The organism is Nocardia sp. NPDC049149 (assembly GCF_043197455.1).
GTDB lineage: Bacteria > Actinomycetota > Actinomycetes > Mycobacteriales > Mycobacteriaceae > Nocardia.
In genome coordinates this window covers 64,445-88,440 of record NZ_JBICTD010000012.1, presented here as the reverse complement: position 1 = coordinate 88,440, position 23,996 = coordinate 64,445, and the positions used below count along the sequence as shown (strand labels likewise).

Annotated in this window: 18 protein-coding genes and 1 pseudogene; 14 read left to right on the top strand and 5 right to left on the bottom strand. The window is 67.3% G+C overall.

Features of this window, described 5'->3' with window-relative positions; translation table 11 throughout:
* The first annotated feature begins 120 nt into the window (after positions 1-120).
* The 6 genes from ACGFNJ_RS37040 to ACGFNJ_RS37015 all read left to right on the top strand — a co-directional run bounded on the left by ACGFNJ_RS37040 (position 121) and on the right by ACGFNJ_RS37015 (position 5,539).
* Positions 121-2,877 carry a nitrate- and nitrite sensing domain-containing protein gene (locus tag ACGFNJ_RS37040; RefSeq protein ID WP_393459509.1) on the top strand — a complete coding sequence of 919 codons (2,757 nt, stop codon included), beginning with the start codon at positions 121-123 and terminating at the stop codon, positions 2,875-2,877.
* A gap of 41 nt (positions 2,878-2,918) precedes the next feature.
* Positions 2,919-3,302, top strand: coding sequence for a roadblock/LC7 domain-containing protein (locus ACGFNJ_RS37035; RefSeq protein ID WP_393459994.1), 384 nt, complete (start codon positions 2,919-2,921; stop codon positions 3,300-3,302).
* Entirely contained in the window at positions 3,299-3,745 is a 447-nt protein-coding gene (locus ACGFNJ_RS37030) for a DUF742 domain-containing protein (protein WP_069166581.1), read from the top strand. The genes ACGFNJ_RS37035 and ACGFNJ_RS37030 overlap by 4 nt, the downstream gene beginning before the upstream one ends.
* Positions 3,746-3,776: 31 nt before the next feature.
* A complete protein-coding gene (locus tag ACGFNJ_RS37025; protein WP_069166600.1) occupies positions 3,777-4,340 on the top strand; it encodes an ATP/GTP-binding protein in 564 nt (187 codons plus the stop codon).
* 106 nt (positions 4,341-4,446) lie between these two features.
* Positions 4,447-5,040, top strand: a complete 594-nt coding sequence (locus ACGFNJ_RS37020) for a sugar O-acetyltransferase (RefSeq protein WP_393459506.1) — start codon at positions 4,447-4,449, stop codon at positions 5,038-5,040.
* Positions 5,041-5,119: 79 nt separating this feature from the next.
* Positions 5,120-5,539, top strand: a complete 420-nt coding sequence (locus ACGFNJ_RS37015; protein ID WP_393459503.1) for a VOC family protein — start codon at positions 5,120-5,122, stop codon at positions 5,537-5,539.
* A 55-nt stretch (positions 5,540-5,594) separates the two neighbouring features.
* Here ACGFNJ_RS37015 and ACGFNJ_RS37010 read toward each other — a convergent pair whose 3' ends face one another.
* Positions 5,595-6,095, bottom strand: a complete 501-nt coding sequence (locus ACGFNJ_RS37010; RefSeq protein WP_393459500.1) for a nitroreductase/quinone reductase family protein — start codon at positions 6,093-6,095, stop codon at positions 5,595-5,597.
* A 168-nt stretch (positions 6,096-6,263) separates the two neighbouring features.
* On the opposite strand from ACGFNJ_RS37010, the gene ppc reads away from it, so the two are divergent.
* Positions 6,264-9,023, top strand: a complete 2,760-nt coding sequence (gene ppc, locus ACGFNJ_RS37005; protein ID WP_393459991.1) for a phosphoenolpyruvate carboxylase — start codon at positions 6,264-6,266, stop codon at positions 9,021-9,023.
* A gap of 20 nt (positions 9,024-9,043) precedes the next feature.
* On the opposite strand, the gene ACGFNJ_RS37000 is transcribed toward ppc, so the two are convergent.
* On the bottom strand, positions 9,044-9,946 hold the full coding sequence (locus ACGFNJ_RS37000) for a LysR family transcriptional regulator (RefSeq protein ID WP_393459497.1): 903 nt from the start codon (positions 9,944-9,946) through the stop codon (positions 9,044-9,046).
* Positions 9,947-10,017: 71 nt separating this feature from the next.
* On the opposite strand from ACGFNJ_RS37000, the gene ACGFNJ_RS36995 reads away from it, so the two are divergent.
* From ACGFNJ_RS36995 to ACGFNJ_RS36970, 6 genes and pseudogenes are all read left to right on the top strand, one after another.
* Positions 10,018-11,799: a gamma-glutamyltransferase family protein gene (locus ACGFNJ_RS36995; protein WP_393459494.1), complete on the top strand. Its 1,782-nt coding sequence runs from the start codon at positions 10,018-10,020 to the stop codon at positions 11,797-11,799.
* A 198-nt stretch (positions 11,800-11,997) separates the two neighbouring features.
* Positions 11,998-13,629 carry an ABC transporter substrate-binding protein gene (locus ACGFNJ_RS36990; protein WP_393459491.1) on the top strand — a complete coding sequence of 544 codons (1,632 nt, stop codon included), beginning with the start codon at positions 11,998-12,000 and terminating at the stop codon, positions 13,627-13,629.
* Positions 13,630-13,841: 212 nt separating this feature from the next.
* Complete coding sequence (locus tag ACGFNJ_RS36985; protein ID WP_393459488.1) at positions 13,842-15,473, top strand: ABC transporter substrate-binding protein; 1,632 nt, start codon at positions 13,842-13,844, stop codon at positions 15,471-15,473.
* 9 nt (positions 15,474-15,482) lie between these two features.
* Positions 15,483-16,439 (top strand): ABC transporter permease, encoded by a 957-nt coding sequence (locus tag ACGFNJ_RS36980; protein WP_393459485.1) that lies wholly within the window; start codon positions 15,483-15,485, stop codon positions 16,437-16,439.
* Complete coding sequence (locus ACGFNJ_RS36975; RefSeq protein WP_393459482.1) at positions 16,436-17,320, top strand: ABC transporter permease; 885 nt, start codon at positions 16,436-16,438, stop codon at positions 17,318-17,320. The genes ACGFNJ_RS36980 and ACGFNJ_RS36975 overlap by 4 nt, the downstream gene beginning before the upstream one ends.
* 14 nt (positions 17,321-17,334) lie before the next feature.
* A pseudogene (locus tag ACGFNJ_RS36970) lies at positions 17,335-18,957 on the top strand (dipeptide ABC transporter ATP-binding protein); the annotation flags it as partial.
* Positions 18,958-20,274: 1,317 nt separating this feature from the next.
* On the opposite strand, the gene ACGFNJ_RS36965 reads toward ACGFNJ_RS36970, so the two are convergent.
* Genes ACGFNJ_RS36965 through ACGFNJ_RS36955 form a run of 3 tightly spaced genes read right to left on the bottom strand, consistent with a single transcriptional unit; the run spans position 20,275 to position 22,563 of the window.
* Complete coding sequence (locus tag ACGFNJ_RS36965; protein ID WP_393459479.1) at positions 20,275-20,682, bottom strand: RidA family protein; 408 nt, start codon at positions 20,680-20,682, stop codon at positions 20,275-20,277.
* Between the two features lie 53 nt (positions 20,683-20,735).
* Positions 20,736-21,491 (bottom strand): IclR family transcriptional regulator, encoded by a 756-nt coding sequence (locus ACGFNJ_RS36960; protein WP_393459476.1) that lies wholly within the window; start codon positions 21,489-21,491, stop codon positions 20,736-20,738.
* Between the two features lie 28 nt (positions 21,492-21,519).
* A complete protein-coding gene (locus tag ACGFNJ_RS36955) occupies positions 21,520-22,563 on the bottom strand; it encodes a sugar kinase (protein ID WP_393459473.1) in 1,044 nt (347 codons plus the stop codon).
* Positions 22,564-22,673: 110 nt separating this feature from the next.
* Here ACGFNJ_RS36955 and ACGFNJ_RS36950 point away from each other — a divergent pair, with 110 nt between their 5' ends.
* Positions 22,674-23,996, top strand: coding sequence for an amino acid deaminase (locus ACGFNJ_RS36950; protein ID WP_393459470.1), 1,323 nt, complete (start codon positions 22,674-22,676; stop codon positions 23,994-23,996).

Here is a 23,996-nt window from a genome sequence, read left to right as displayed (position 1 = left end):
TGAGAGCTGTCACGGCCGGCTTTTCGGAGGAGTAGCAGGTTGGTGCGTTCACGTTCACGGCAACAAAAGCCCGGGGACACACCGGATCTCAACCCTCTGGTTTCCCGTGCTGATAATGAGTTGTCGAGCGGCACAATCTCGGCAATTGTCCGGCCGCGCACCATCGGCGGCCAGCTGACTCGAATTCTTGCCCTCGCCCTGGTATTGGTGCTCGCGCTGCTCGGCGTGAACGTCTTCCGTGAGTACGCGGACTTCCGGGAGTCGAACGAGACGGCGAAGGCCGTGTCGCTCGCGCTGAGCGTGCAGGAACTGAACAATCAGATCCAGCGCGAGCTCGGCCTGAGCAACGGTCTGCTCGGTGGTGAAAACCGACTGCGGCAGCCGCTGTCCGAACAGCGCGGCAAGCTCGACTCCGCGTTGGCCACGCTGACCGCGGCCGCGGCGGCCGACGCGCCAGGCGCCGATCAGATCCGCGCGGCGCTCGGCCAGCTGAAGCTGCTGTCCAGCACCCGCTCCCAGGTCGACTCGGGCCGGATCAGCAGGCAGGTGGTGTTCCAGTTCTACACCGACGCCGTCGCCGCGCTGAACCGTCTTCCGCTCGGCCTCGACCAGGCGCGCGACCCGCAGATCCAGCGCGGACTGCAGGCGCTGTACGCGCTCGGTGCGGCCAAGGAGGAGGTCGACAAGGAGCGAGGCTTCCTCAACGGCGTCTTCGTCGCAGGCCGCTTCAACGGCGGTGAATACGTGCAGTTCATGGAGATTCGCTCCACCAAGCTCGCCGCGTTCGCCGCGTTCTCCCGCTACGCGTCCAGTGACCAGCAGTCGAAGCTCGACGGCGCGCTGAACAGCGCGAACGCCACCAAGGCCGAGCAGTCGGAGACCAACGCCATCGCCTCCGCCGACGGACCGCTGGTCCGCGAGGTGGACCCGATGGGCTGGTGGACCCAGATGTCGAGCGCCATCGACGAATTGGGCGACGTGCAGAAGGCGGTGGGCGACGACGTGCAGGCGCGCGCCGACGATCTGCGCACCGCCGCGTTGACCAAGTTGATCGCGTTCCTCGTCGGCGCGGCCGTCGCCATCGTCGCGATGATCGTGCTGGTGATCACCTCGGTGCGCGCCATCGTCCGCCCGCTTGCCGCGCTGGCAGGCGAGGCAGACGACGTGGCGTCGCGCCGACTGCCCCAGGTCATCGACGCCTGGACGCACGCCGACGACAGTCGCCCGGAACCCCCGATGCCGGTGCGCCCGCCCGCCGGGTCCAGTATCGAAATCGCCGCCGTGGCAGGCGCGCTGGACCGCGTCCAGACCACCGCCTTCGAGCTCGCCTCGCAGCAGGCGCTCGTCCGCCGCAACACCACGGAGTCGATGGCCAACCTGGCGCGCCGCAACCAGAACCTGGTGCGCCGCCAGCTCGGCCTGATCAGCGAATTCGAGCGCGAGGAACTCGACCCCAAGGGTCTGTCCAACCTGTTCGAGCTCGACCACCTCGCGACCCGCATGCGCCGCAACGCCGAAAGCCTGCTCGTCCTCGTCGGCGAGGCGAGCCCGCGCCGCTGGGCGCAGCCGATCGCGCTGAGCGACGTCATCCGCGCCGGTCTGTCCGAGGTCGACGACTACCGCCGCGTGGTGCTGCGCCGGGTCGACGATGTGCTCATCGTCGGCGCGGTGGTCAGTGAGCTCGCGCATATGCTCGCCGAGCTGATCGAGAACGGACTCGCCTTCTCGCCACCGGATCTCGAGGTCGAGATCTACGGTCGCCGGGTGCCGCAGGGGTATTTGCTCGCGGTCGTCGACCACGGTGTCGGCATGCCGCCCGACCAGCTCGCCCAGTCGAACGCCAGGCTGCGCGGTGAGCAGGACTTCATCGTCGCGCCGACCCGCTACCTCGGCCACTACGTGGTCGGTCGCCTGGCCGAGCGGCTCGGCATCGCGGTCGAGCTGAACGTCTCGCCGGTCAGTGGCATCGTCGGACGGCTCGCGCTGCCGCTGGAATTGCTTGCGCAAGAACCGGATCAGCGGGCACAAGGCGGCCGGGGCAAGATTTCCGACAAGGGCGTCGAGCGGACCTGGGGCGCCGATTCCGAGTCGAGGGAGACACCGCCCTCCGAAACCACCAGTCAGACGATGTCGGCGGTGTTCGGCGGGCCTGCGGCACCTGTTGCGCCGGAACCGAATACGTCCAACTTCGGTGGCCCCGCACACGGGTCGCCCGAGCGGGGCGGTCCGGACTACAACGCGCCTGCGCGCAACGGGACCGGGCACGGCGGCATGGACGCGCCGCGTCAGGACTACACCTCGCCGCGTCAGGACTACACGTCGCCGCGTCACGAGATGCCGCGCAACCCCGCGCCACCGCAGCAGCGTCCCGCAGGCCCCGCGCATGCGGCGCCGTCCGACTCCGGACCCGCGACCGGTGCGTACGCCCAATTCCTTTCGTCCCCACCGCCCTCGTCCCCGCCGCCCGCGGAGACCACTGAACGATCGACGATCGATACCGGCACCATGTGGCGCATTTACGAAACCGGAGAACAGCCGCGCGGATACAACGGCGCGGACAGTGCGACCCAAGGCCCGCGCACAACGCGCAACGGACTTGTGAAGCGCAACAAGAAGTCTCGTTCTGCGGGCACCGCACCGAGCACTGAATCGCGACGGGACGCCAATGGCACTCAGCGGCCGGATCGTGCGCCGATTCCGGAGCGCTCGCCCGACGAAACCCGTAGCATGTTGTCGTCGTTCCGGGCCGGGCACGAGCGTGGCGCCCCACCCGCTCCGTCATCCACGCGGCCGTATGTCGGTGCCCGCGAACATGATTCAGCCGTCAACGACGATCAGGTGCCGACCACCCCGACCACCGCAGAGGAGAACCGGTGACCACTCACTTGCCGAGCGCCGACCCGCACACATTCAACTGGATGCTCGCCAACTTCGTTCGGGAGACCGACGGCGTGCGCGACACGGTGGCGGTTTCCTCGGACGGGTTGCTCATCGCGATGTCGGAAGGGCTCGACCGCACCTCCGCCGACCGGCTGGCCGCCATGGTGTCCGGCCTGTCGAGCCTGGCCAGAAGCGCTTCGCGCAGCTATTCGTTCGACGGGCTCAAGCTGATCATGATCGAGATGAAGCGCGGCTTCCTGCTCGTCTCGGCCATGGGTGACGGCAGCTGCCTCGGTGTGATCGCCGACGGTAACTGCGATATCGGGCTTGTTGGCTATGAAATGGCCGTGCTTGCCGAACGCGCCGGGTCGCTCCTTGATCCGACGTTGATTTCCGAACTGCGAGAGACGTTACGTAGATGAGAGATCCTGACCGACCGCGACTGCCGGACCCGCGGATGATCCCGATGAACCACATGTTCGGCTGGTTCGATCCGGATCGGCCTGGCCAGCAAGCACCGCCAGAAGAAGATGTTGTCGACAGTGATGAACAGTTTGTGCGTCCCTTTGTCGTCACCGCGGGGCGCACTACGCCGTTGATGGACGGTCTGCGGATCGAAACCCTGGTGCAGGCGCCGCCTTCGGCGCTGTCGGCACCGCTGCGTTTCGAACAGCGGACCGTGGTCGAGCTGTGCCAGCAGCCGCACTCCATCGCCGAGATCGGTACCGCGCTGCGCGTTCCGGTCGGTGTCGCGAAGGTCGTCGTCAGCGATCTCGCCGCCGCGGGCTACGTGTCGGTGCGCGAATCCGATCAACTGTCCACCGCTGCCATCGAGAGGATCAGGGACCTTGTACGGGCACTCTGACGTGAGTACACCGCCACCGCCCGGCCCGACGATGCCGTCGTCGGTGAAGATCGTCATCAGTGGCGGATTCGGCGTCGGCAAAACCACATTCATCGGCGCGATCTCCGAGATCGAGCCGCTGGTGACCGAGGCGGCGATGACCGAGGTCGCGATCGGCATCGACGATCCGGGCCGCCGTGCGGAGAAGACGCAGACCACGGTCGCGCTCGACTTCGGCCGCATCACGTTGGACCGCTCGCTGATTCTGTACCTGTTCGGCACGCCGGGCCAGGACCGGTTCGTCTTCCTGTGGGACGACCTGGTCGACGGTGCGCTCGGCGCGGTGATCGTGGTCGACACCGGCCGGGTCGACGACTGCTATCCGGTGCTCGACTACTTCGAGGAGAAGCAGACGCCGTTCGTGGTGGTGGTCAACCGCTTCGACAACGGCACCTTCTTCGATCTCGGCGAGGTGCGCGAGGCACTGGAGCTCGACGACTGGATCCCGGTGCTGGAATGCGATGCGCGCGACCGGGAATCGGTGAAGGAAGTACTCGTCGCACTGCTGGAGCAGGTGCTGTTCCACCGCTTGTCGGCGCAGGGGATGCCCGCGTAAGCGGATTCGCCTACGAACGGGATATGGCCACGGTGTCCACCGTCTGCCATGTCCCGTTCGGCGTCTCTGTGGGCGGCCTGCGCGGGAGTACGGCAGGGTGGGCGGCATGGGTGAGCAGAAGGAGCGGATGCTCCGCGGGGACCTGTATCGGGACAACGACCAGGAACTGGTGGCGCAACGGCGTCGCGCGCAGCGACTGTGCGATGAGTTCAATCGCACCGGCGCCGAGGAGACCGAACAGCGGGACGCGATTCTGCGTGCGCTGCTCGGAAAGCTGGGGGAGGGGTCATGGATCATGCCCCGGTTCCAGTGCGACTACGGGTATCTCATCGAGATCGGGACCAACAGCTTCCTGAATTACGATGCGATCCTGCTGGATTGCGCGCCGATCAGCATCGGCGACGATGTGTCCATCGGGCCGCGCTGCCAGCTGCTGACCGCGCTGCATCCGATGGACGAGCACGAGCTGCGCAGGCAACGGTGGGAGTCGGCGGCGCCGATCCGGATCGGCGACAACGTGTGGTTCGGCGGCGGCGTCATCGTGTGCCCCGGCGTCACCGTCGGCGACAACACCGTGGTCGGCGCGGGCAGCGTGGTCACCCGCGACCTGCCGTCGCACGTGTTCGCGGCGGGCAATCCCGCGCGAGTGATTCGCCCGCTGGACCGGACCGCGCCCACCGATGGCGCCGACGAACGGTGAGCCGCGTCAGCGACCGATGAATTCGCTGCACGCCCGCCGTCGATAGTGCAGACCGACCCACTGAAGGAGAATCACCCGCATGAGTAACGGCAAAGACATCGCCCTCACCCACGTCGCCGTCCTGGTCGGCGACCAGGACAAGGCCCTGGAGTTCTACCGCGATCTGCTCGGCCTCGAGCTCCGCCAGGACCTGGAGTTTCCCGGTGGCCGCTGGCTGACCGTAGGACCGGCCGCGCAGCCCGGCATCGAGTTCCTGCTCGAGGTCCCCGCGATGAACCCGGACGACACGCTGCGCGCGGCGTCCGAAGCCAGGCTGGCCAACGGCGCGCAGGGCATGTTGATCTTCACCACCGACGCCGTCGACGAGACCTTCGCCCGCCTGCGCGACGCGGGCGTCCAGGTCACCCAGGAACCGGTCACCCAGCCCTACGGCGTGCGCGACTGCGGCTTCGCCGACCCGTGGGGCAACAACGTCCGCTTCTCCCAGGTGCTCGGCTGAGCGCACGAATTCCGTTGACCCCTGGAGGTGTCCAGGGGTCAACCAGCAGTTTGCGTCACCCTGCCGCTCGGGTCAGCACCGCGATCGGCAGTTTGCGCGACGTCAGCGCCTGATAGGTGTCGAAGTCCGGATACGCGGCCGTCAGTATGCGCCACTTGGCGGCGTATTCGGCCTGATCGGTGACGACCCTGGCGGTCACCGGCCAACTCTCCCCGCCGACGCGCACTTGCCCACCGCCCGCCGCGACCAGGTTGAGCCACCACGCCGGCGGTTTCGGAGTGCCCGCGAACGACCCGACGACCAGCAGGTCCGCGCCGTCGCGGACCAGCATCAGCACCACCGGACGCGGCTCGCCGGACTTGCGCCCCGTCACGGTCAGCTGGAAGATCGGGCGGCCCAGGTACTTTCCGAAGACCGTGCCGTCGAATCGCTGATAGAGCCGGTTGTGCACGCGGCTCTGGAATCGAGTGATCGCGTTCAATCTGGTGCTGCCGAAGTGTGCGAATCGGCCGGTGCGGGTGAGGGAAACGGATTCGTCAGGAGCGTTCTCGACCATGGGCATCCTCGCAATGCGGTGATTTCTAGAGCGCGTGACACCACCGTACCGGCGCCGCGCACGCCGCGATGTGGGCTCCGTCGCATACCAACACCGGGCCGACAGCAATACTGTCTGATCATGGGCGAATCGACGATCGAGACGCATGGGAGCGCTTGCGAGCCGCGAATGCGCGAGGCCGCACAGGACGCCATCCGGCCGCTACGCGACGACATCCGCTTCCTCGGCGGCGTGCTCGGCGACACCATCCGGGACCACGAGGGTCCCGAGGTGTTCGACCTCATCGAGCGGGTGCGGATCGAGGCCTTCCGGGTGCGGCGCGCCGAGGTGGACCGCAGCGCGGTCGCGGAGATGCTCGACGGTGTCGAGATCACGGTGGCGCTGCCGCTCATCCGCGCGTTCAGCTATTTCGTGCTGCTGGCCAATCTGGCCGAGGACATCCAGCGCGACCGCAGGCGCACCGCGCACGAGGCGGCCGGTGAGCCGCCGCAGGATTCGTCGCTTGCGGCCACCTATCGCAAGCTCGACGCGGCGGCGCTGGACGGCGCCGAGGTGGCCGATCTGCTCGCCGACGCGCTGGTCTCGCCGGTGATCACCGCACACCCCACCGAGACCCGCCGCCGCACCGTCTTCGACGCGCAGACACGGATCACCGAGTTGATGCGGCTGCGCCAGCGCTACCCCGAAACCGAGCGTGCCCGTGCCGATTTGGAGCACCAGATCCGCCGCCAGGTGCTCAGCCTGTGGCGCACCGCGCTGATCAGGTTGGCGCGCTTGCGAATCCAGGACGAGATCTCGGTCGGCCTGCGCTACTACGACATCACCCTGTTCGACGTGATCCCGGCGATCAACGCCGAGGTGCGGGCGGCGCTGCGCTCGCGCTGGCCCGGTGTCGAGCTGTTGCCGCGCCCGATGCTGCGGCCCGGCTCGTGGATCGGCGGCGACCGCGACGGAAACCCCTATGTGACAGCGGACGTCGTGCGGCAGGCCGGGCGGCAGGCCGCGACGGTCGCCTTCACCCGGTATCTGGGTGAACTGGTCGAGCTGGAGAAGTCGCTGGCGCTCTCGGCGCGCCTGGTGCCGGTGACCTCCGAGGTAGCCGCATTGGCCGAGGCCGGATATCCCGACCCGGCCACCCACGCCGACGAGCCGTATCGCCGTGCGCTGCACACCGTCCGAGGTCGGCTGACCGCCACTGCCGCCCGCGCTCTCGGCGACATCCCGGCGGCCGGACTCGACGTGGGGGCGGCGCCCTACTCGACGCCACAAGCGGTGCTCGACGATCTCGACGCCATCGACGCCTCATTGCGTGCGAGCAGGGACGATCTGCTGGCCGACGACCGCCTCGCTGCGTTGCGGCACGCGATCGAGACCTTCGGCTTCCACCTGCAGGGCCTGGACATGCGGCAGAACTCGGAGATCCACGAGCAGGTCGTCGCCGAGCTACTCGCCTGGGCCGGTGTGCATCCCGACTACGTCGGCTTGCCCGAGTCGCGGCGGGTCGAGCTGCTCGAAGCCGAGCTGCGCACCAGGCGACCGCTGCTCGGCCCGCACGCCAGGCTGAGCGAGCTGGCCCGCAAGGAGATCGACATCGTCTGCGCGGCAAAGGATGTGGTGGACACCTTCGGGGTGGAGGCGGTGCCCAACTACATCATCAGCATGTGCACCTCGGTCAGCGACATGCTGGAGGCGGCGCTGCTGCTGAAGGAAGGCGGGCTGCTCGATCCCGGCGCGCCCGATGCGCCGCCGAGCTGTTCGGTCGGCATCGTTCCGCTGTTCGAGACGATCGAGGACCTCGCGGCGGGTGCGGCGACATTGTCCGCGGCACTGGATGTTCCGGCCTATCACGAGCTGGTCGTCGCACGCGGGATGCGGCAGGAGGTGATGCTCGGCTACTCCGATTCGAACAAGGACGGCGGGTATCTCGCCGCGAATTGGGCGTTGTACCGAGCCGAGTTGGAACTGGTCGAGGTGGCGCGCAAGACCGGAATTCGGTTGCGGCTCTTCCACGGTCGCGGCGGCACCGTCGGCCGTGGTGGCGGCCGCAGCTACGATGCCATCCTCGCCCAGCCCGCCGGTGCTGTGCGCGGGTCGCTGCGGCTGACCGAGCAGGGCGAGGTGATCGCCGCCAAATATGCCGAACCCGGTGCGGCCCACCGCAATCTGGAATCGCTGATCGCGGGCACGCTGGAGTCCACGCTGCTCGACGTGGAGGGTCTCGGCGCCGATGCCGAGCCGTCCTACGAGGTGATGGACGAACTGGCCGCCCGCGCCCGCGCCGCCTACTCGCGGCTGGTGCATGAGACACCGGGATTCGTCGAGTATTTCCGCCAGTCCACCCCGGTCGCCGAGGTCGGTGACTTGAACATCGGCAGCAGGCCCGCCTCGCGCAAGCCGACCAACTCGGTGTATGACCTGCGCGCCATCCCGTGGGTGATGTCCTGGAGCCAGGCGCGGGTGATGCTGCCCGGCTGGTACGGCACCGGCACCGCGTTGGAGGAGTGGGTCGGTGGCGACCCGGACCGGCTCGCGCGGTTGACCGATCTGTATCGCCGCTGGCCGTTCCTGCGGACCGTGCTGTCGAACCTGGCTCAGGTGATGGCCAAGAGCGACCTCGATATCGCCGCCCGCTACGCCGAACTCGTCGAGAACGCGACGTTGCGGGAGCAGATCTTCGGCATGATCCGCGAGGAGCATGCCAAGACCATCCGCATGTACATCGCGATCACCGGTAACGAGCACCTGCTCGCGGACAACCCGTCACTGTCCGAATCGATCCACAACCGGTTCCCGTACCTGGAGCCGTTGAACCAGATGCAGGTGGAATTGCTGCGCAGGCATCGGGCCGGCGACGACTCCGAACTGGTCCGCCGCGGCATTTTGCTGACCATGAACGGCCTCGCCACCGCGCTGCGTAACTCGGGATAAACGCTGCGGCGACTGATCGGCTACTCGGGCTCGACGGCCGCGGCCGCAGCCTGGTCCAGTGTTGTCTGGATGAACGCCCGCGCCGCGGCGGTGAGCGGCCCGGTGCGGTACACCAGCCACTGCGGCAGCTGTTCGGGCGGGGAGAACCGGTAGACCTCGGCGCCTGCCCGGCAGGCCAGGTCGTACCAGCCGTCGGGCATCAGGCCACAGCCGATGCCGCGCAACACCATCGGCAGCACCACGCTGCGGTCGCCGACCTCGGCGGCGATGTGCAGGTCACCGACGGTGGCGGCGAGCCGATCGAAGCGCGCCCGCACCGCGGTGGCAGGCTGGGTGATCACGAAGCTCAGCCCGCGCAGGTCCGCCGGTGTCACCGTGCCGTCGAGGCCGAGCTCGGTGCCGGGCGGGGCGACGAGCAGGAACTGTTCGTCGCGCAGATGGATCGCGACCAGCCCCTGCCCTGCGGGACGTTCCGCGCTGCCGCACACGCCGACCTCGCAGCTGCCGCGCAGCACGGTGGCGACCACTTCGGCGGCCGACGGCGCCGACCAGGTGCCGACCGTCACCCCGGGATGATGCTCCCGCAGTGCCGCGATGGTGCCGATCACCGGTTCCAACGTGGAGGACGAGGTGGCCGCCACGTCGACGCGGCCGACCACGCCCGCGCCGACGGCCTGGGCGGCGGCGCGCAACGCGTCCAGATCGCGCAGCACCTGCCGCGCCCGGTCGGCCATGAACTCTCCGGCGTTGCTGAGCACGGCGTTGCGCCCGATGCGGTGGAACAGTGGGACGCCGAGCTCCTTTTCGAGCTTGCCGATCGCCCTGGACAGCGACGGCTGGGCAACCTGGAGCGCGCGTGCCGCGTGAGTGAACCCGCCGTGTTCCACGATGGCGACGAAGTACTCGAGTTGCCGACGTTCCATAACCACAGGCTATCGGTTTAGTGCTTTAGATGTCTTGGACGTACGTACCGATATCGGGAGATACTCAGCAGGTGTTCACCACGCGTCCTACCCTGCAGGGCACCTTCGGGATGGTGTCGTCTACCCATTGGCTCGCCTCGGCCGCCGCGATGGCGGTGCTCGAGGACGACGGCAATGCGTTCGACGCGGCGGTCGCCGCGGCGTTCGTGCTGCACGTGGTCGAGCCACACCTGAATGGTCCGGGCGGCGACGCCCCGATCATTCTCGCACCCGCGGGGCTGCCCCCTCGCGTGCTGTGCGGCCAGGGGCCGGCGCCTGCCGGTGCGACCATCGACCACTACCGGTCGCTGGGTCTGGATCTGGTGCCAGGCACCGGCCCCTTGGCAGCCGCAGTCCCCGGCGCGTTCGACGCCTGGATGGTGCTGCTGCGCGATCACGGAACCAAGCGACTCGCCGAGGTGCTGTCGTACGCCATCTGGAACGCCGAGCGCGGCCACCCCGCGGTCGAGCGGATCGGCGAGACCGTAGAGACGGTCGCCGAGTTGTTCGAAAACGAGTGGCAGAGCTCGGCGGAGCTCTACCTGCGCGACGGAAAGGCCCCTGCCGCAGGCGCATTGCTGCGTAACCCGGCACTGGCCGACACCTGGCGCAGGCTGATCGCCGAGGCAGAAGCCGCGAGCAGTGACCGGGAAGCGCAGATCGAGGCGGCCCGCAAGGTCTGGCGCGAGGGGTTCATCGGCGAGGCACTGGTGAACTACTCGTCGCGGCCGACCATGGACACCTCGGGCGAGCGGCACTCTGGCACGATGACCGGCGACGATCTGGTGAATTTCGCTGCGACGTACGAGAATCCGGCCACCTACACCTGGAACGGCTGGACCATCGCCAAGGCGGGTCTGTGGAGCCAGGGCCCAGTGTTCCTGCAGCAGCTCGCGTTGCTGCCGGAGCGGCTGGAATACGGAACGCCGGAGTACTACCACACGCTCATCGAGGTCTCGAAGCTCGCGTTCGCCGACCGTGAGGCCTGGTACGGCGACAGCACCCAGGTTTCGCTCGATACGTTGCTGTCCACCTGGTACAACGCGCAGCGCAGCGCGTTGATCGAGCCGAGCGCCTCCTATGAACTGCGGCCGGGCAGCCCGGACGGACAGCAGCCGCGGCTGAGCCGGTACGCCCAGGCCAACTCCTTGTGCGAGTTGGAGATTCCGCTCGGTGCCGGCGAGCCGACGGTGGCCACCAGCGGCGCCACCCGCGGCGACACCTGCCAGGTCGACGTGGTCGACCGCTGGGGCAATATGGTCGCGGCGACGCCGAGTGGTGGCTGGCTGCAATCCAATCCGGTGGTGCCCGAGCTCGGATTCCCGCTCGGCACTCGACTACAGATGAATTGGCTCGAGCCTGGCCTGCCCAATTCGTTGGCGCCGGGCAAGCGGCCGCGGACGACGCTCAGCCCGTCGCTGGCATTGCGCGACGGCGAGGCGGTGATGGCGTTCGGTACTCCGGGTGGCGATCAACAGGATCAGTGGAGCCTGCATTTCTTCCTGGCAGTCGCGTTGCGGGACAAGGTGCGTGGCGGCCTCGATCTGCAGGGGGCCATCGATGCGCCGAACTGGCATCAAGAAAGTTTCCCCGGCTCGTTCTATCCGCGGGTGATGAGTCCTGGTTCGGTCATCGTGGAATCGCGAATCGGCACGGAGGTCATCGAGGATCTCGAACGTCGCGGGCATCGCGTCACCGTCGGCGGGCCGTGGTCCGAGGGCCGGATGTGCGCAGTGGCTCGCGACCGGGACAACGGTGTACTTTCGGCTGGCGCGAATCCCCGTGGGATGCAGGGCTACGCGGCCGGACGGTAACTGTACACATCATCAACCGATAACTGCACGATCTCGCTCAGCGATAACTTCACACAGCGTCGAAGATAGCGGTCCCGCAGCAGCCGGATCGCTATTTTTCGTGCCCTTTTCACGGTGCGCTTTGTAGCCAAAGTGAACAATTTGCAAAAAGGTTTACCCGGCGCGAAATGTGGAACAGCGTGAAGTATCTTGTAGCGCATGCTTGCTCGCTTCTCACGGATGGTAGTGCTCGGCGTTGCCGTCGTCGCGCTCGCTTCCTGCGCACCGGTCCAACACCCCGACGGGACCGCAACGCACACAGATGATTTCGGCACGCCGGTCGGCACCCGACAGGTGCGCGAGGGCGGCGAGCTGGTGATGGGCCTTTCCGCCGAACCGGACAAGCTCGATCCGACCACCTCCAGCTCGCTCTACACGCGCTACGTCATGGGCTCGATCTGTGAAAAGCTCTACGACAACGACGCTTCCGGCAACTTGGTGCCGCAACTCGCCACCGGAATGCCGACGGTCACCGATGAGGGGTTGACCGTCACCATTCCGGTGCGCAACGACATCAAGTTCGCCGACGGCTCCGCGTTCGATGCCACCGCGGTGAAAACCAGCCTCGATCGGCACTTCGGCATGAAAGGTTCGCAGCGAACCAGCGAAATGGGGCCGATCGCGGGCATCGAGGTCGCCGATTCGTCGAATGTGGTGATCCGGTACAAGAAGCCGTTCGCGCCGATCACCGCCGCGCTCGCCGACCGGGCCGGGATGATCCTGTCGCCTGCCGCGCTGGCGAAGGACGAGGGAAAGAACTTCGGCGACAACCCGGTGTGTGTCGGGGCGTTCAAGTTCGTCAAGCGGGTGCCGCAGACCTCGATCATCGTGGAACGCGATCCGCTGTACTACGACGCCAAGAAAGTGCACCTGGACAAGATCACTTATCGGATCATGATCGACGCGAACATTCGCGCGTCGAACCTGCGCTCCGGTGATATTCAGGTCGCGGACACCATCTCCCCGCAGGACGTGGACGCGCTGGCCAAGAACCCCGACCTGAAGCTGGTGCAGTCGGGATCGCTGGGTTTCCAAGGCATCTTTATCAACATCGGCAATGTCGACGGCGTGGGTAAGCCCACCAAGCAGATCGACACTCCGATCGCGAAGGATGCCAGGATCAGGCAGGCGCTGTCGCTGAGCATCGACAGGAACACCCTGGTCGACACCGTTTTCAACAACTGGTTCGAGCCCGCATGCTCCGCGATCGTGCCCAAGAGCACGTTCGCAACGCCAGCCGGAACCGAGTGCCCTGCTTATGATCCGAAGAAATCGCGGGAGCTGCTGAAGGAAGCGGGCGTGCAGACCCCGTACCCGATCACGCTGCAGGTGACGACCACTCAGGATCAGCTCCGGATGGCACAGGCGTTGCAGGCCAACGTCGCTGAAGGCGGCTTCGAACTGAAGATCGTGCCGGTCGAATACTCCACGCTGCTGGACGTGCAGAAGAAGGGCACCTTCGAGGCGTTGATGCTCGGCTGGTCGGGCCGTCTCGACCCGGACGCGAACATCACGCGATTCTTCGGCACGAAGTCGCCGGGCAATTACGTCGGGTACAGCTCGCCGTCGGTGGACGCGCTCCTCCAAAAGGCCGCCCAGTCCACCGATACTGCGGAGCGGGCCGAGCTGTACGGACAAGCGAACCAGGCGATGGCCAAGGACACCCCCTACGTCTACACCTACCGGCTGCGCCTGCTCACCGTGCACACCACGAAGGTGACTGGCGTCGAGGTGTACGCCGACGGTGTCGTCCGCCTCGGTAAGGCCGCCTTCGTCGTCGACAAGGGCTGATTAGTCTTGCTGCGGTAGTGTTTACCGCTGCTTCATAAGTTGACGCGGCACGAGAATAGCGGTCCGGAGTTCGCTGGATCGCTATTTTTCGTGCGCATTTCCGGTGCTGAACATTTCAGGCGATGTCCAAATGACGAACAAAGTACGAAAACAACGCACTAAACGGAATAGTGGGCGAGAAAAGTGATGGCCATTGAAGTATGTTGTACCGCATGCTAGTTCGCTCCACTCGGATGCTGGTACTAGGCGTGGTCGTCGCCGCGCTCGCATCCTGCACATCGGTACAGCACGCAGAGGTGCCGGCAACCCATACCGACGACTACGGCACGCCTGTCGGAACGCAGCCGGTGCGCGAGGGCGGCGATCTGGTGATGGGCCTGTCGAACGAACCCGACAAGCTCGACCCGACCACCTCCAGCTCGCTGTACATGCGCTACGTCATGAGCACGATCTGCGAGAAGCTCTATGACAACGACCCGTCCGGTGCGTTGGTTCCCCAGCTGGCCACCGCGCTGCCCACCGTCTCCGCCGACGGCCTGACGGTCACCATCCCGGTGCGCACCGGCGTCGAATTCGCCGACGGCACACCGTTCAACGCCGCCGCGGTCGAGACCAGCCTGAAACGGCACTTCTCGATGGAGGGCTCGCAGCGCACCGGTGAGATGGGACCGATCAAGGAGATCGAGACCGTCGACTCGACCCATGTGGCGATCCACTACAACCAGCCGTTCGCGCCGATCACCGCCGCGCTCGCCGACCGAGCGGGCATGATCATGTCGCCCACCGCGCTGAAGGAGAAAGAAAAGAGCTTCGGCGAAGCCCCTGTGTGCGTCGGACCGTTCAAGTTCGTCAAACGCGTCCTGCAGACCTCGATCCAGGTGGCCCGCGACCCGCTGTATTACGACGCCGCGAAGGTGCACCTGGACAGCATCACCTACCGCATCATGCCCGACGCCAAGTCGCGAGCGCAGGCGTTGCGGTCCGGCGATATCCAGGCGGCCGACACGATGTCGCCGTCGGACGTCGAAACGCTGGAGAAACTGCCCCAGCTGAAGTTGCTGCAGTCGGGATCGTTCGGCTTCCAGGGCCTCTATATCAACATGGGCAATGTCGACGGCGCCGGTAAGCCCATCAAGCCGATCAACAGCCCGATTGCCAAGGATCCGAAGGTCCGGCTGGCGTTTTCGCTGGCCACCGACCGACAGGGCTTGGTACGCAAGGTCTTCAACAACTGGTACGAGCCTGCCTGCACCCCGATCGCGCCGCGCACCTCGTACGCAACAAGGGCAAGCACCACCTGCCCGCAGTTCAATCCCGAACGGTCCAAGCAGCTGCTCGCCGAGGCGGGCGTGCCGACGCCGTATCCGGTGACGATGCAGGTGATGAACGTCAAGGACCAGCTGGACTACGCGCAGGCGTTGCGCGACAGCGTCGCCCAGGGCGGATTCGACCTGAAGATCGTTCCCGCCGAATACTCGTCGATGCTCGAGGCGCAGAAGAAGGGCAGTTACGAGGCCCTGCTGCTCGGCTGGTCCGGCCGTATCGACCCGGACGGCAACACCTCTCGATTCCTCACCACCGGTTCGTCCGGTAACTACAGCGGAATCAACTCTCCCGTCCTGGACGACCTGCTCGGCTGGGCCGCGCACAGCACGAGCGCCGCGCAACGCGGTGCGCTGTACGAGCAGGCAGTGCGCGTCATCCAGCGCGAGAACCCATATATCTACACCTACCGGCTACGTAACCTGACCGTGCACTCGACCTGGGTGACGGGCATCGAGGTGTACGCCGACGGCGCAGTGCGGTTGGGCAAAGCCGCCTACGTCGCGGATCGAAAGGGCTGAACGAACCCCATGCTGCAGTACGTTTTCCACCGCTTGTGGCAGTCTGCCGTCACGCTGGTGTTGGCCTCGATCGTGGTCTTCATCGGTGTCCGCGCGCTGCCCGGCGATCCCGCCACCGTGATGGCGGGTGAGCAGGCCGACCCGGCGGCCATCGCCGCGGTGCGCGAAGAACTGGGACTGGACAAGGCGCTGCCGGTTCAGTATCTGGAGTTCGTCTGGCACGCGCTCACCGGTGATTTCGGCAAGTCGATCCGCACCGGCACCCCGGTGATCGACATGATCGGCACCACTCTCCCGGTGACCGTGCAGCTTTCGCTGTACGCGATGCTCGTCGCGGTGCTGGCCGGCGTGATCGGCGGCGTGATCGCCGCGGTGTATCGCGGTCGCTGGCCCGAGTGGGCCGCCAACGGGTTCTCGCTGGTCGCGCTGTCGGTGCCGACCTTCTGGCTCGGCATCCTCGCCGTCCTCTATCTGTCGGTGCAGCTGAACTGGTTCCCCGCCTCCGGCTATGTCTCGCCGTTCGAGGAACCGCTGCGCGGCCTGTACTTCCTGACGCTGCCCGCGATCATCCTCGGCATCACGCACGCGGCGGTGGTGCAGCGGCAGACCCGGTCGTCGATGGTGGAGACGCTGACCGCCGACTTCGTGCGCACCGCACGGGCGAAGGGGCTCGGCCGCGGCGCGGTCATCTTCCGATTCGGACTGCGCAACAGCCTGATCGTGGTCACCACGATCGTCGGCCTGCAGCTGGGCGGGCTCATCGCTGGCGCGGTGGTCACCGAGCGCATCTTCAGCCTGCCCGGCATGGGCAAGCTGACCCTCGACTCGGTCTTCTCCCGCGACTACCCGGTGATCCAGGCGGTCGTGCTGGTGATCACCGCGTCCTACATCGTGATCAATCTGCTGGTCGACGTGCTGTACACGGTGATCGACCCGCGCGTGCGAGTGTCCGGGAAGGCGCAATGACAGTCATCGAAAACCCCACAGTCGTCGAGACGCCGCCGCTGGCCGCGGCGCGCGGTCGCGTGTTGCGGCAGTTGCTGCGCAACCCGCTCGGCATGGTTGGCGCGGTGCTGATCCTGATCGTGCTCTTCGTCGGCATCTTCGCGCCGCTGCTCGCGCCGTACTCGCCGTCCGAGGTGCACTTCGCGACCCCGTTCCAGAAGCCGGGCACCGTCGGATTCCTTTTGGGCACAGACGATCTGGGCCGCGACATCTTCTCGCGGGTGCTCTACGGCACCCGTGCCTCGCTCGAGGTCGGTGCGCTGTCGGTGCTGCTCGCCGTGTTCGTCGGCGTGCCGCTCGGCCTGCTCGCCGGCTACTGGCGGTCGCTGGACGTGCTGCTGTCGCGGCTGTCGGATCTGCTGCTCGCGTTCCCGTTCATCGTGCTCGCGGTCGGGCTCGCGGCGATCAACGGCGGTGGGCTCGGCAACGCCGCGATCGCCCTCGGCATCGCCCAGGTGCCGATCATGATGCGTGTGGTGCGCGCGGAAACGTTGCGGCTCAAGGAATCCGACTACGTGCTCGCCGCCAACGCGATGCATGTCGGCTCGTTCCGCATCCTGCGCGAACACATCCTGCCGAACTCGCTGGCGCCGATCATCGTGCAGGCCACGGTCATCATGCCGACCGCGGTGATCGGTGAAGCCATCCTGTCGTTCCTCGGGCTCGGCATCCTGCCGCCTGCGCCGAGCCTCGGCATCATGCTGTCCGACGCTCAGCAGTACCTGCTCCGCACGGCCTGGCCTGGCATCTTCCCCGGTGTCGCGCTGGCGATCATCTGCTTGGGATTCAACCTCTTCGGCGACGCCCTTCGGGATGCGCTCGACCCGAAGACCAGTCGCTGAAGGAAACGCTGCAAATGACTCAACCACTGTTGGAGATCAGCGATCTGCGGGTCTCCTTCGGCGACGTGACGGCCGTGCACAGCGCGGACCTCACCATCCAGCCTGGCGAGCGGGTCGCGATCGTCGGCGCCTCCGGATCGGGCAAATCGACACTGGCGCATGCGATCATGGGCCTGCTGCCCGGCTCGGGCCGGGTGGCGGGTGGCGCCGTGCGCTGGCGCGGCGAGGACATCACGCACGCCGACGAGAAGCGGCTGCGCAGCCTGCGCGGCAAGGAAATCGGGCTGGTGCCTCAGGATCCGATGTCGAACCTGAACCCGGTGTCCCGGGTCGGTCGGCAGGTCTCGGAAACCCTGGTGGCGCACCGCATCTGCACGCGGCGTGCGGCCAAGGAACAGGCCGTCGAGTTGCTCGGCCAAGCCGGTCTGCCCGAACCCGCCCGGCGGGCGCGGCAGTACCCGCATGAGTTCTCCGGCGGTATGCGCCAGCGCGTGCTGATCGCCATCGGCCTGGCCTGCAGGCCGGACCTGCTGATCGCGGACGAGCCGACCTCCGCGCTGGACGTGACCGTGCAGCGGCAGATCCTCGACCACCTGGAGAAGCTGACCCAGGAACTGGGCACCGCGCTGCTGCTGGTGACCCACGACCTCGGCCTGGCCGCCGAGCGGGCCGACCGGGTCGTGGTGATGTCCGACGGCCGGATCGTCGAGACCGGCCCGGCGCGGCAGGTGCTGACCGATCCGCAGGAGGACTACACCCGGCGATTGGTCGCCGCCGCACCGGCATTGGTGACGCCGCGGCGAAACGTCAAGGCCGACAAGGCCGCCGAAGACAAGGCGGCCGAGGACAAGGCCGTCGAGCGGACGCCGATCCTGCAGGTCGCGAACATCACCAAGGAATACAAGATCCGCGGCCGCGGCGGCGTGCTGAAGGCCGTCGACGACGTGTCGTTCACGATCGGTCGCGGACGCACCACGGCGATCGTCGGCGAATCGGGTTCGGGCAAGACGACGACCGCGCGGATCGTGCTCGGTCTGATCAACCCCACCTCCGGCAGCGTCAAGCTGGACGGCGCCGACATGGTCGGCCTGCAAGGCGAGCGGCTGCGCGCGGCCCGGCGGGCGATGCAGCCTGTGTTCCAGGACCCGTACGCGTCGCTCGATCCCATGTGGACCGTCGAACGGCTGATCACCGAGCCGCTGCGCGCCTTCGGCGTCGGCGACCGCACATCCCGCCGGACCCGGGTGGCCGAACTGCTCGACCAGGTCGCGCTGTCCGCCTCGCTGGCACAGCGGTACCCGAACGAGTTGTCCGGTGGTCAGCGCCAGCGTGTCGCCATCGCCCGCGCGCTGGCCGTCGACCCGCCGCTCGTCGTCTGCGACGAAGCGGTGTCGGCGCTGGATGTGCTTGTGCAGGACCAGATCCTGACGCTGCTGTCGTCGCTGCAGGAGCAGCTCGGCATCAGCTACCTGTTCATCTCGCACGACCTCGCCGTCGTCCGCGCGATCGCGCACGACGTGCTGGTGATGCGTAACGGTCGGGTGGTCGAACAGGGGCCGGTCGCCGAGGTTCTCACTGCACCCACCGACCAGTACACCCGGCAGTTGCTCGCCGCGATCCCCGGCATCGGGGTGCTCGGCGGCGGTGTGCCGGAAGTGCTCGAGGTGGACTTCGAAGCGGCGGAGTCGAAGACGAGCACGGTCGACACCGAGAAGGTAGTTGCCGAGGAGGCTTCGGGGGAGCCCGTCGCTGCTGCGGCTGTGACGGAAGATGCCCCGGCGGAAGCTGTTTCGGAGGAGATCGGACTCGACGAGGAGGTCTCCGCGAAGCCGGTCTCCGGCACCGAGAACGGTCCCGCGGTCGAGGCGGCGTTGGCCAAGGTCGAGGCTGCTTTCGGCGAGATCGATGTCAAGGACTCCGCAACCGAGGACGTCGCCGGTGCGGAGGTGGAGTCCGAGGAGGTTGCGGCTGTCCCGGTCACCGTGACACCAGCCGTGCAGGCCGATGAGGCATCCACCGAGGACGCTGTCGCTGAAACCGCTGCGGCGGAGGCGGTTACCGCCGAGGCTGCTGCGACTGACGTCGTGGTCGAATCGGATGAGGCCGAGGCCGTTGATCCTGTGGAAACTGCTGCGGCGGAGTCCGAGCCGGTTTCGACTGACGTGGTGACGGCAGCGGTCGCTACCGACGACGCTGTTGAGAAGGTCGCTGCTACCGCGACTGTTGTTGCCGAGGTCGCCTCGACGGAGACCGCGTCCCCGGAGGCCGCTCCGGCAGAGGTCGCTGAGGCGGAGACTGCGGCGCAGGACGCCGCGTCGACGGAGGTCGCTGACGTCGAGACTGCGGCGCAGGATGCCGCCGCAACGGCGGAGGTCGTTGCTCCTGAGGTGGCTGCGGACGACACGGCTGTCGAGGGCGAGCCGGTGAAGTCCGCTTCAGCAGAGGCGGATTCGGCGGCGGTTGTTGCTGAAGAGGCCGCTGCTGACGTCGAGCCGGTGAAGTCCGCTGCGGCGGAAGAGGTTTCGACGGAGGCTGCGGCGGCCGGAGTTGCTGCTGCCGAAGCTGTTCCGGCGAAGGCGCCCGCGAAGAAGGCGGCTCCGCGCAAGACCGCGGCGAAGAAGGCAGCGGCTCCGCGGAAGACGGCGGCCAAGAAGGTGCCCGCCAAGAAAGGCGTCAGGAAGGCGGCCCCGGCCAAGGCTGCGGATGCGGCAGCTCCGGAGGCAGGCACTGCCGCGAACTCGACGGCGGCGAAGAAGGCTGCACCCAAGCAGTCGACGGCCAAGGACGGCGAGAACGGGGCCGGTGGTTCGACAGGAACTGCGGCGACCGACAGCGGGTTGACCGCCGAGGTCTAGGGTTTCGGCCCAGGAGACAACACGACCGCCCTTCAGTTCCACCCACCGAGGTGAGTGGAACTGAAGGGCGGTCTGTTTATCGCAGGCGCCCGGCGCGGTCTACTCGGTGACGATCGCGATCGCGTCGATCTCCACCAGCATCTCGGCGCGCGGCAGACCGGTGAATACCGTGGTGCGGCTCGGCAATACGTCGCCGGTGGTGTTCGCGTTGACGAACTCGCCGTATGCCTCGTTCATTGCCGCGAAGTCGTCGCGGGTGGTCAGGTAGACGCGCAGCATCACCACGTCGTCGAACGTCGCCCCGCTCGCGTCGACGATCGCCTTCACGTTCTGCAGCGTCCGGATCGTCTGTGCCGCAACGTCACCGGGGAAGAGGTACTCGTTTGTTATCGGATCCACCGGACCCTGTCCAGAGACCTGCACGAACGGACCCTTGCGCACTCCTTGGGAGAACGTGTGCGCGGGTGCGGGCGCGTCGGTGGTGCGGACAGCGATCTTGTCACTCATGGTCAGCCTTTCGTGGGGGACAGCAGCCGGCGGCGCCGGCAGGGTGGGTGAGTTCAGGGGGTTCGGGCGGGGATCCAGCCGAGTTCGGCGGAGATGGCGTCGGCGGCCGCGCGAACCCGCGGCAGTTGGGCCAGTACCTGGTCGTGGTCGAGCAGCATGTCCGGCACCGACATGGAGACCGCGGCGACGATCGCGCCGGTGCCGTTGCGCACCGGGACACCGATGCAGTTGACGAAGCTCTCGTGTTCCTCATGATCTTCCGCATAGCCAAGGGCCGCAACCTTTTCCAGCTCGATCAGGTAGCGCTCCGGCGTGCGGATGGTGCGTTCGGTGAACGGGTGGAAGTCGATCTTCTCGGCGATGATCCGCCACTCGGACCGCGGCAGCGCGGAGATGAGCACCTTGCCGACCGCCGTGCAGTGCAACGGTGCGGGACGCCCGACCCTGGAGTACATGCGCACGCTCTGGGTGGCGTCGAGCTTGTCGATGTAGATGACCTCACCGGATTCGTAGGTCGCGAGGTGGATCGTCTGCTTGGTGTCGGCGTTCAGCGCGGTGAGGTGCGGCCGCGCCAGGGTGCGCACGTCGCGCTGTTCCAGGGTGCGGTTGGCCAGCTCGAACAGGCGCGAGCCCAGCATGTAGCGGTGCTGGCTGTCGTGCGTGACGAAGCGCTTGGCCTCCATCGTCTGCAGCAGCCGGAGCACCGTCGACTTGTGCACACCGAGCTGGGTGGCCAGCTGGTCGAGGGAACGCGAATCCTCGCCAAGCGCAACGAGAATGGTCAACGCGCGCGACAAACTCTGACTCATGATGACGACTCGCTGACTCGATGGTGACTCATGAAGCCACATTCTGGATGATGGTGTCGTTGTAATGCATTTCGGCCCAGGTCTTTTCGTCCACACTGGCCAGCCGCTCCAGCACGGCGGGCGGCGGCAGCTCCGCCCCGTCGCCGGTGCCGGTCAAAGCCGCTGCGGCACACAGGTGCCCGAACCGCAGCCGCTGGGCCGCCGGGCGGCCGTGCAGCAGCGCCGCGAGGTAGCCGCCCGCGAAGGCGTCGCCTGCGCCGATCCGTTCGGTGACCTCGAGCCCGAGGGCAGGCACCTCGACGCGCTCGTCCCCGGCGAATCCGGTGACCGTGTGCGCGTCGTTCTTGACGATCAGCTGCGCGGGTTCGGGGAACAGCGCGCGCAACGCGTCGGCGTCGTCGGTGCCGAACACCACGGCCGCCTCGTCGGCGCCGAGGAAGACCACGTCGGCGCCGCGGACGTGGCTGGCGAGGATCTCGGCGGCCGAATCGAGCCGTCCGGCCCACAGCGCGGGCCGGAAGTTCAGGTCGAAGCTCACCAGCCTGCCGTTGCGGGGGAGCGCGAGCAGCGCCTCGGTGAGTTCGGTCGTGGACGCGGAGAGCGCGGTGGTGATCCCGGTGATGTGAACCAAGCCGCAGCTCGCGAGCAGCGCGGCCGCCGCAGGTGCGACCAGATCGGCGGCCGACAGTGCGCTGGCCGCGGAGCCGGTGCGGTAGTAGAGCATGCGGCTGGCCCGCTCGTCGAGATCGGTCGCCCGGCCGGAGCCGCCGCCACGCTCTTTGACGTACACCGCCGTCGGCCTGGTCGGATCGACGACGACCGCGGACACATCGACGCCGCGTTCGGCCAGATGAGCCACCAGGTAGCGGCCGAATCCGTCGTCACCGACCCGGGAGAGCCAGGCGGTCTCGACGCCGAGCTGGGGCAGCACGGTCGCCACGTTCGCCTCGGCGCCGCCCGCGGTTCGCTCGAAGGTTTCCGACTCCTCCAGTGGACCAGGCTGTGCCACCAGCACGGCAAGTCCCTCGCCGACAGTTACCGCCCGTGGGCGGGTCGACGTAGGCCACGTCACACCGTTCTCCTTCCTGTGCTTGCGGCCATCGGCCATCCCGTGCAGAATAACCACACGAAACACGATGCGCAACAAGCATTGCAAATTATGCAATAGCGAGAAGCTATGCGATGACCTGTGCGGGAAGGAACGCCGTGGCGATCGACGATGATGTCGTAGCAGGACTCGGAGACCGGAAACTCGGCCCCGAGCACAAAGGGCTGCCGCCCGCCGCCTGGGGGCGCACCGCGCGTGAATTCCTCGCCACCGCACCGACTCTCGACCAGTTCGAGACGCCGCTGCTGACCATCGACCGGTCGGCGGTCGAGTCGAACGTCGCCGTCATGGCCGACTGGGCGAGCGCGGCCGGTGTGCAGCTCGCGCCGCACGGCAAGACCACGATGGCGCCGCAGCTGTGGGCGCAGCAGCTGGCCGCCGGCTGCTGGGGCATCACGCTGGCGACCATCTGGCAGGTCCAGGTGGCGCGCGCGTTCGGCGTCGGCCGCGTGCTGCTGGCCAACGCGCTGGTCGATCCGGTCGGATTGCACTGGGTCGCCGAGGAATTGGCGAACGACCCGGCCTTCGAGTTCGTCTGCTGGGCCGACAGCGTCGAGACGGTCGTGCTGATGGACGCGCACCTGCGCTCGGCGCCGGGGGCGGCCAAGGTGCGCGTGCTCGTCGAACTCGGTGGGCCGCACGGCCGCACCGGTGCCCGCACTGTGGAGCAGGCGCACGCCATCGCGACGGCCATTGTCGCGGCCGAGCGGCTGACCCTGGCCGGTGTCGGTGGTTACGAGGGCGCGCTCGCCCACGATCGCTCGGCGGACGGCATCGACGCGGTCCGGCATTTCCTCGACGAGATGGCCCGCCTGCATCGCGAACTCGCCGCCGCCGGAAGCTATTCCGAGGGCGCCATCGTGACCGCGGGCGGTAGCGCTTACCCGGACCTGGTCGTCGAACGTCTGGCGGGCCTTGCCGATGAGCAAGGCGCGGCGGGTGTTTCGACGGCGGTCGTGCTCCGGTCCGGGGCGTACATCATTCACGACGACGGCTTCTATGCGGGCATCTCGCCGTTGGCCGCGCCGCGCAGCGAGAAGCCGCTGCGTTCGGCGATGCACGGCTGGGCACGCACTATATCTCGTCCGGAGCCGGAACTGGCGCTGCTGGACGCGGGCAAGCGTGACTTGCCGTTCGATGAGGGGCTTCCGGTCCCGCAACGCATTGCGGGATCGGAAGTTTCATCGCTCGACCCGGCTGCGACGGTCTCCGCACTCAACGACCAGCACGCCTTCCTGCGCTTGCCCGCCGGGGCCGAGCTGCCGATCGGCACCGTGCTGCGGCTCGGCCTGTCGCATCCGTGCACGGCCTTCGACAAGTGGCGGCTCGTCCCGGTGATCGACGACGCCGACGCCGCGTCGCCGCGGGTCGTCGACTTCCTGCACACCTTCTTCTGA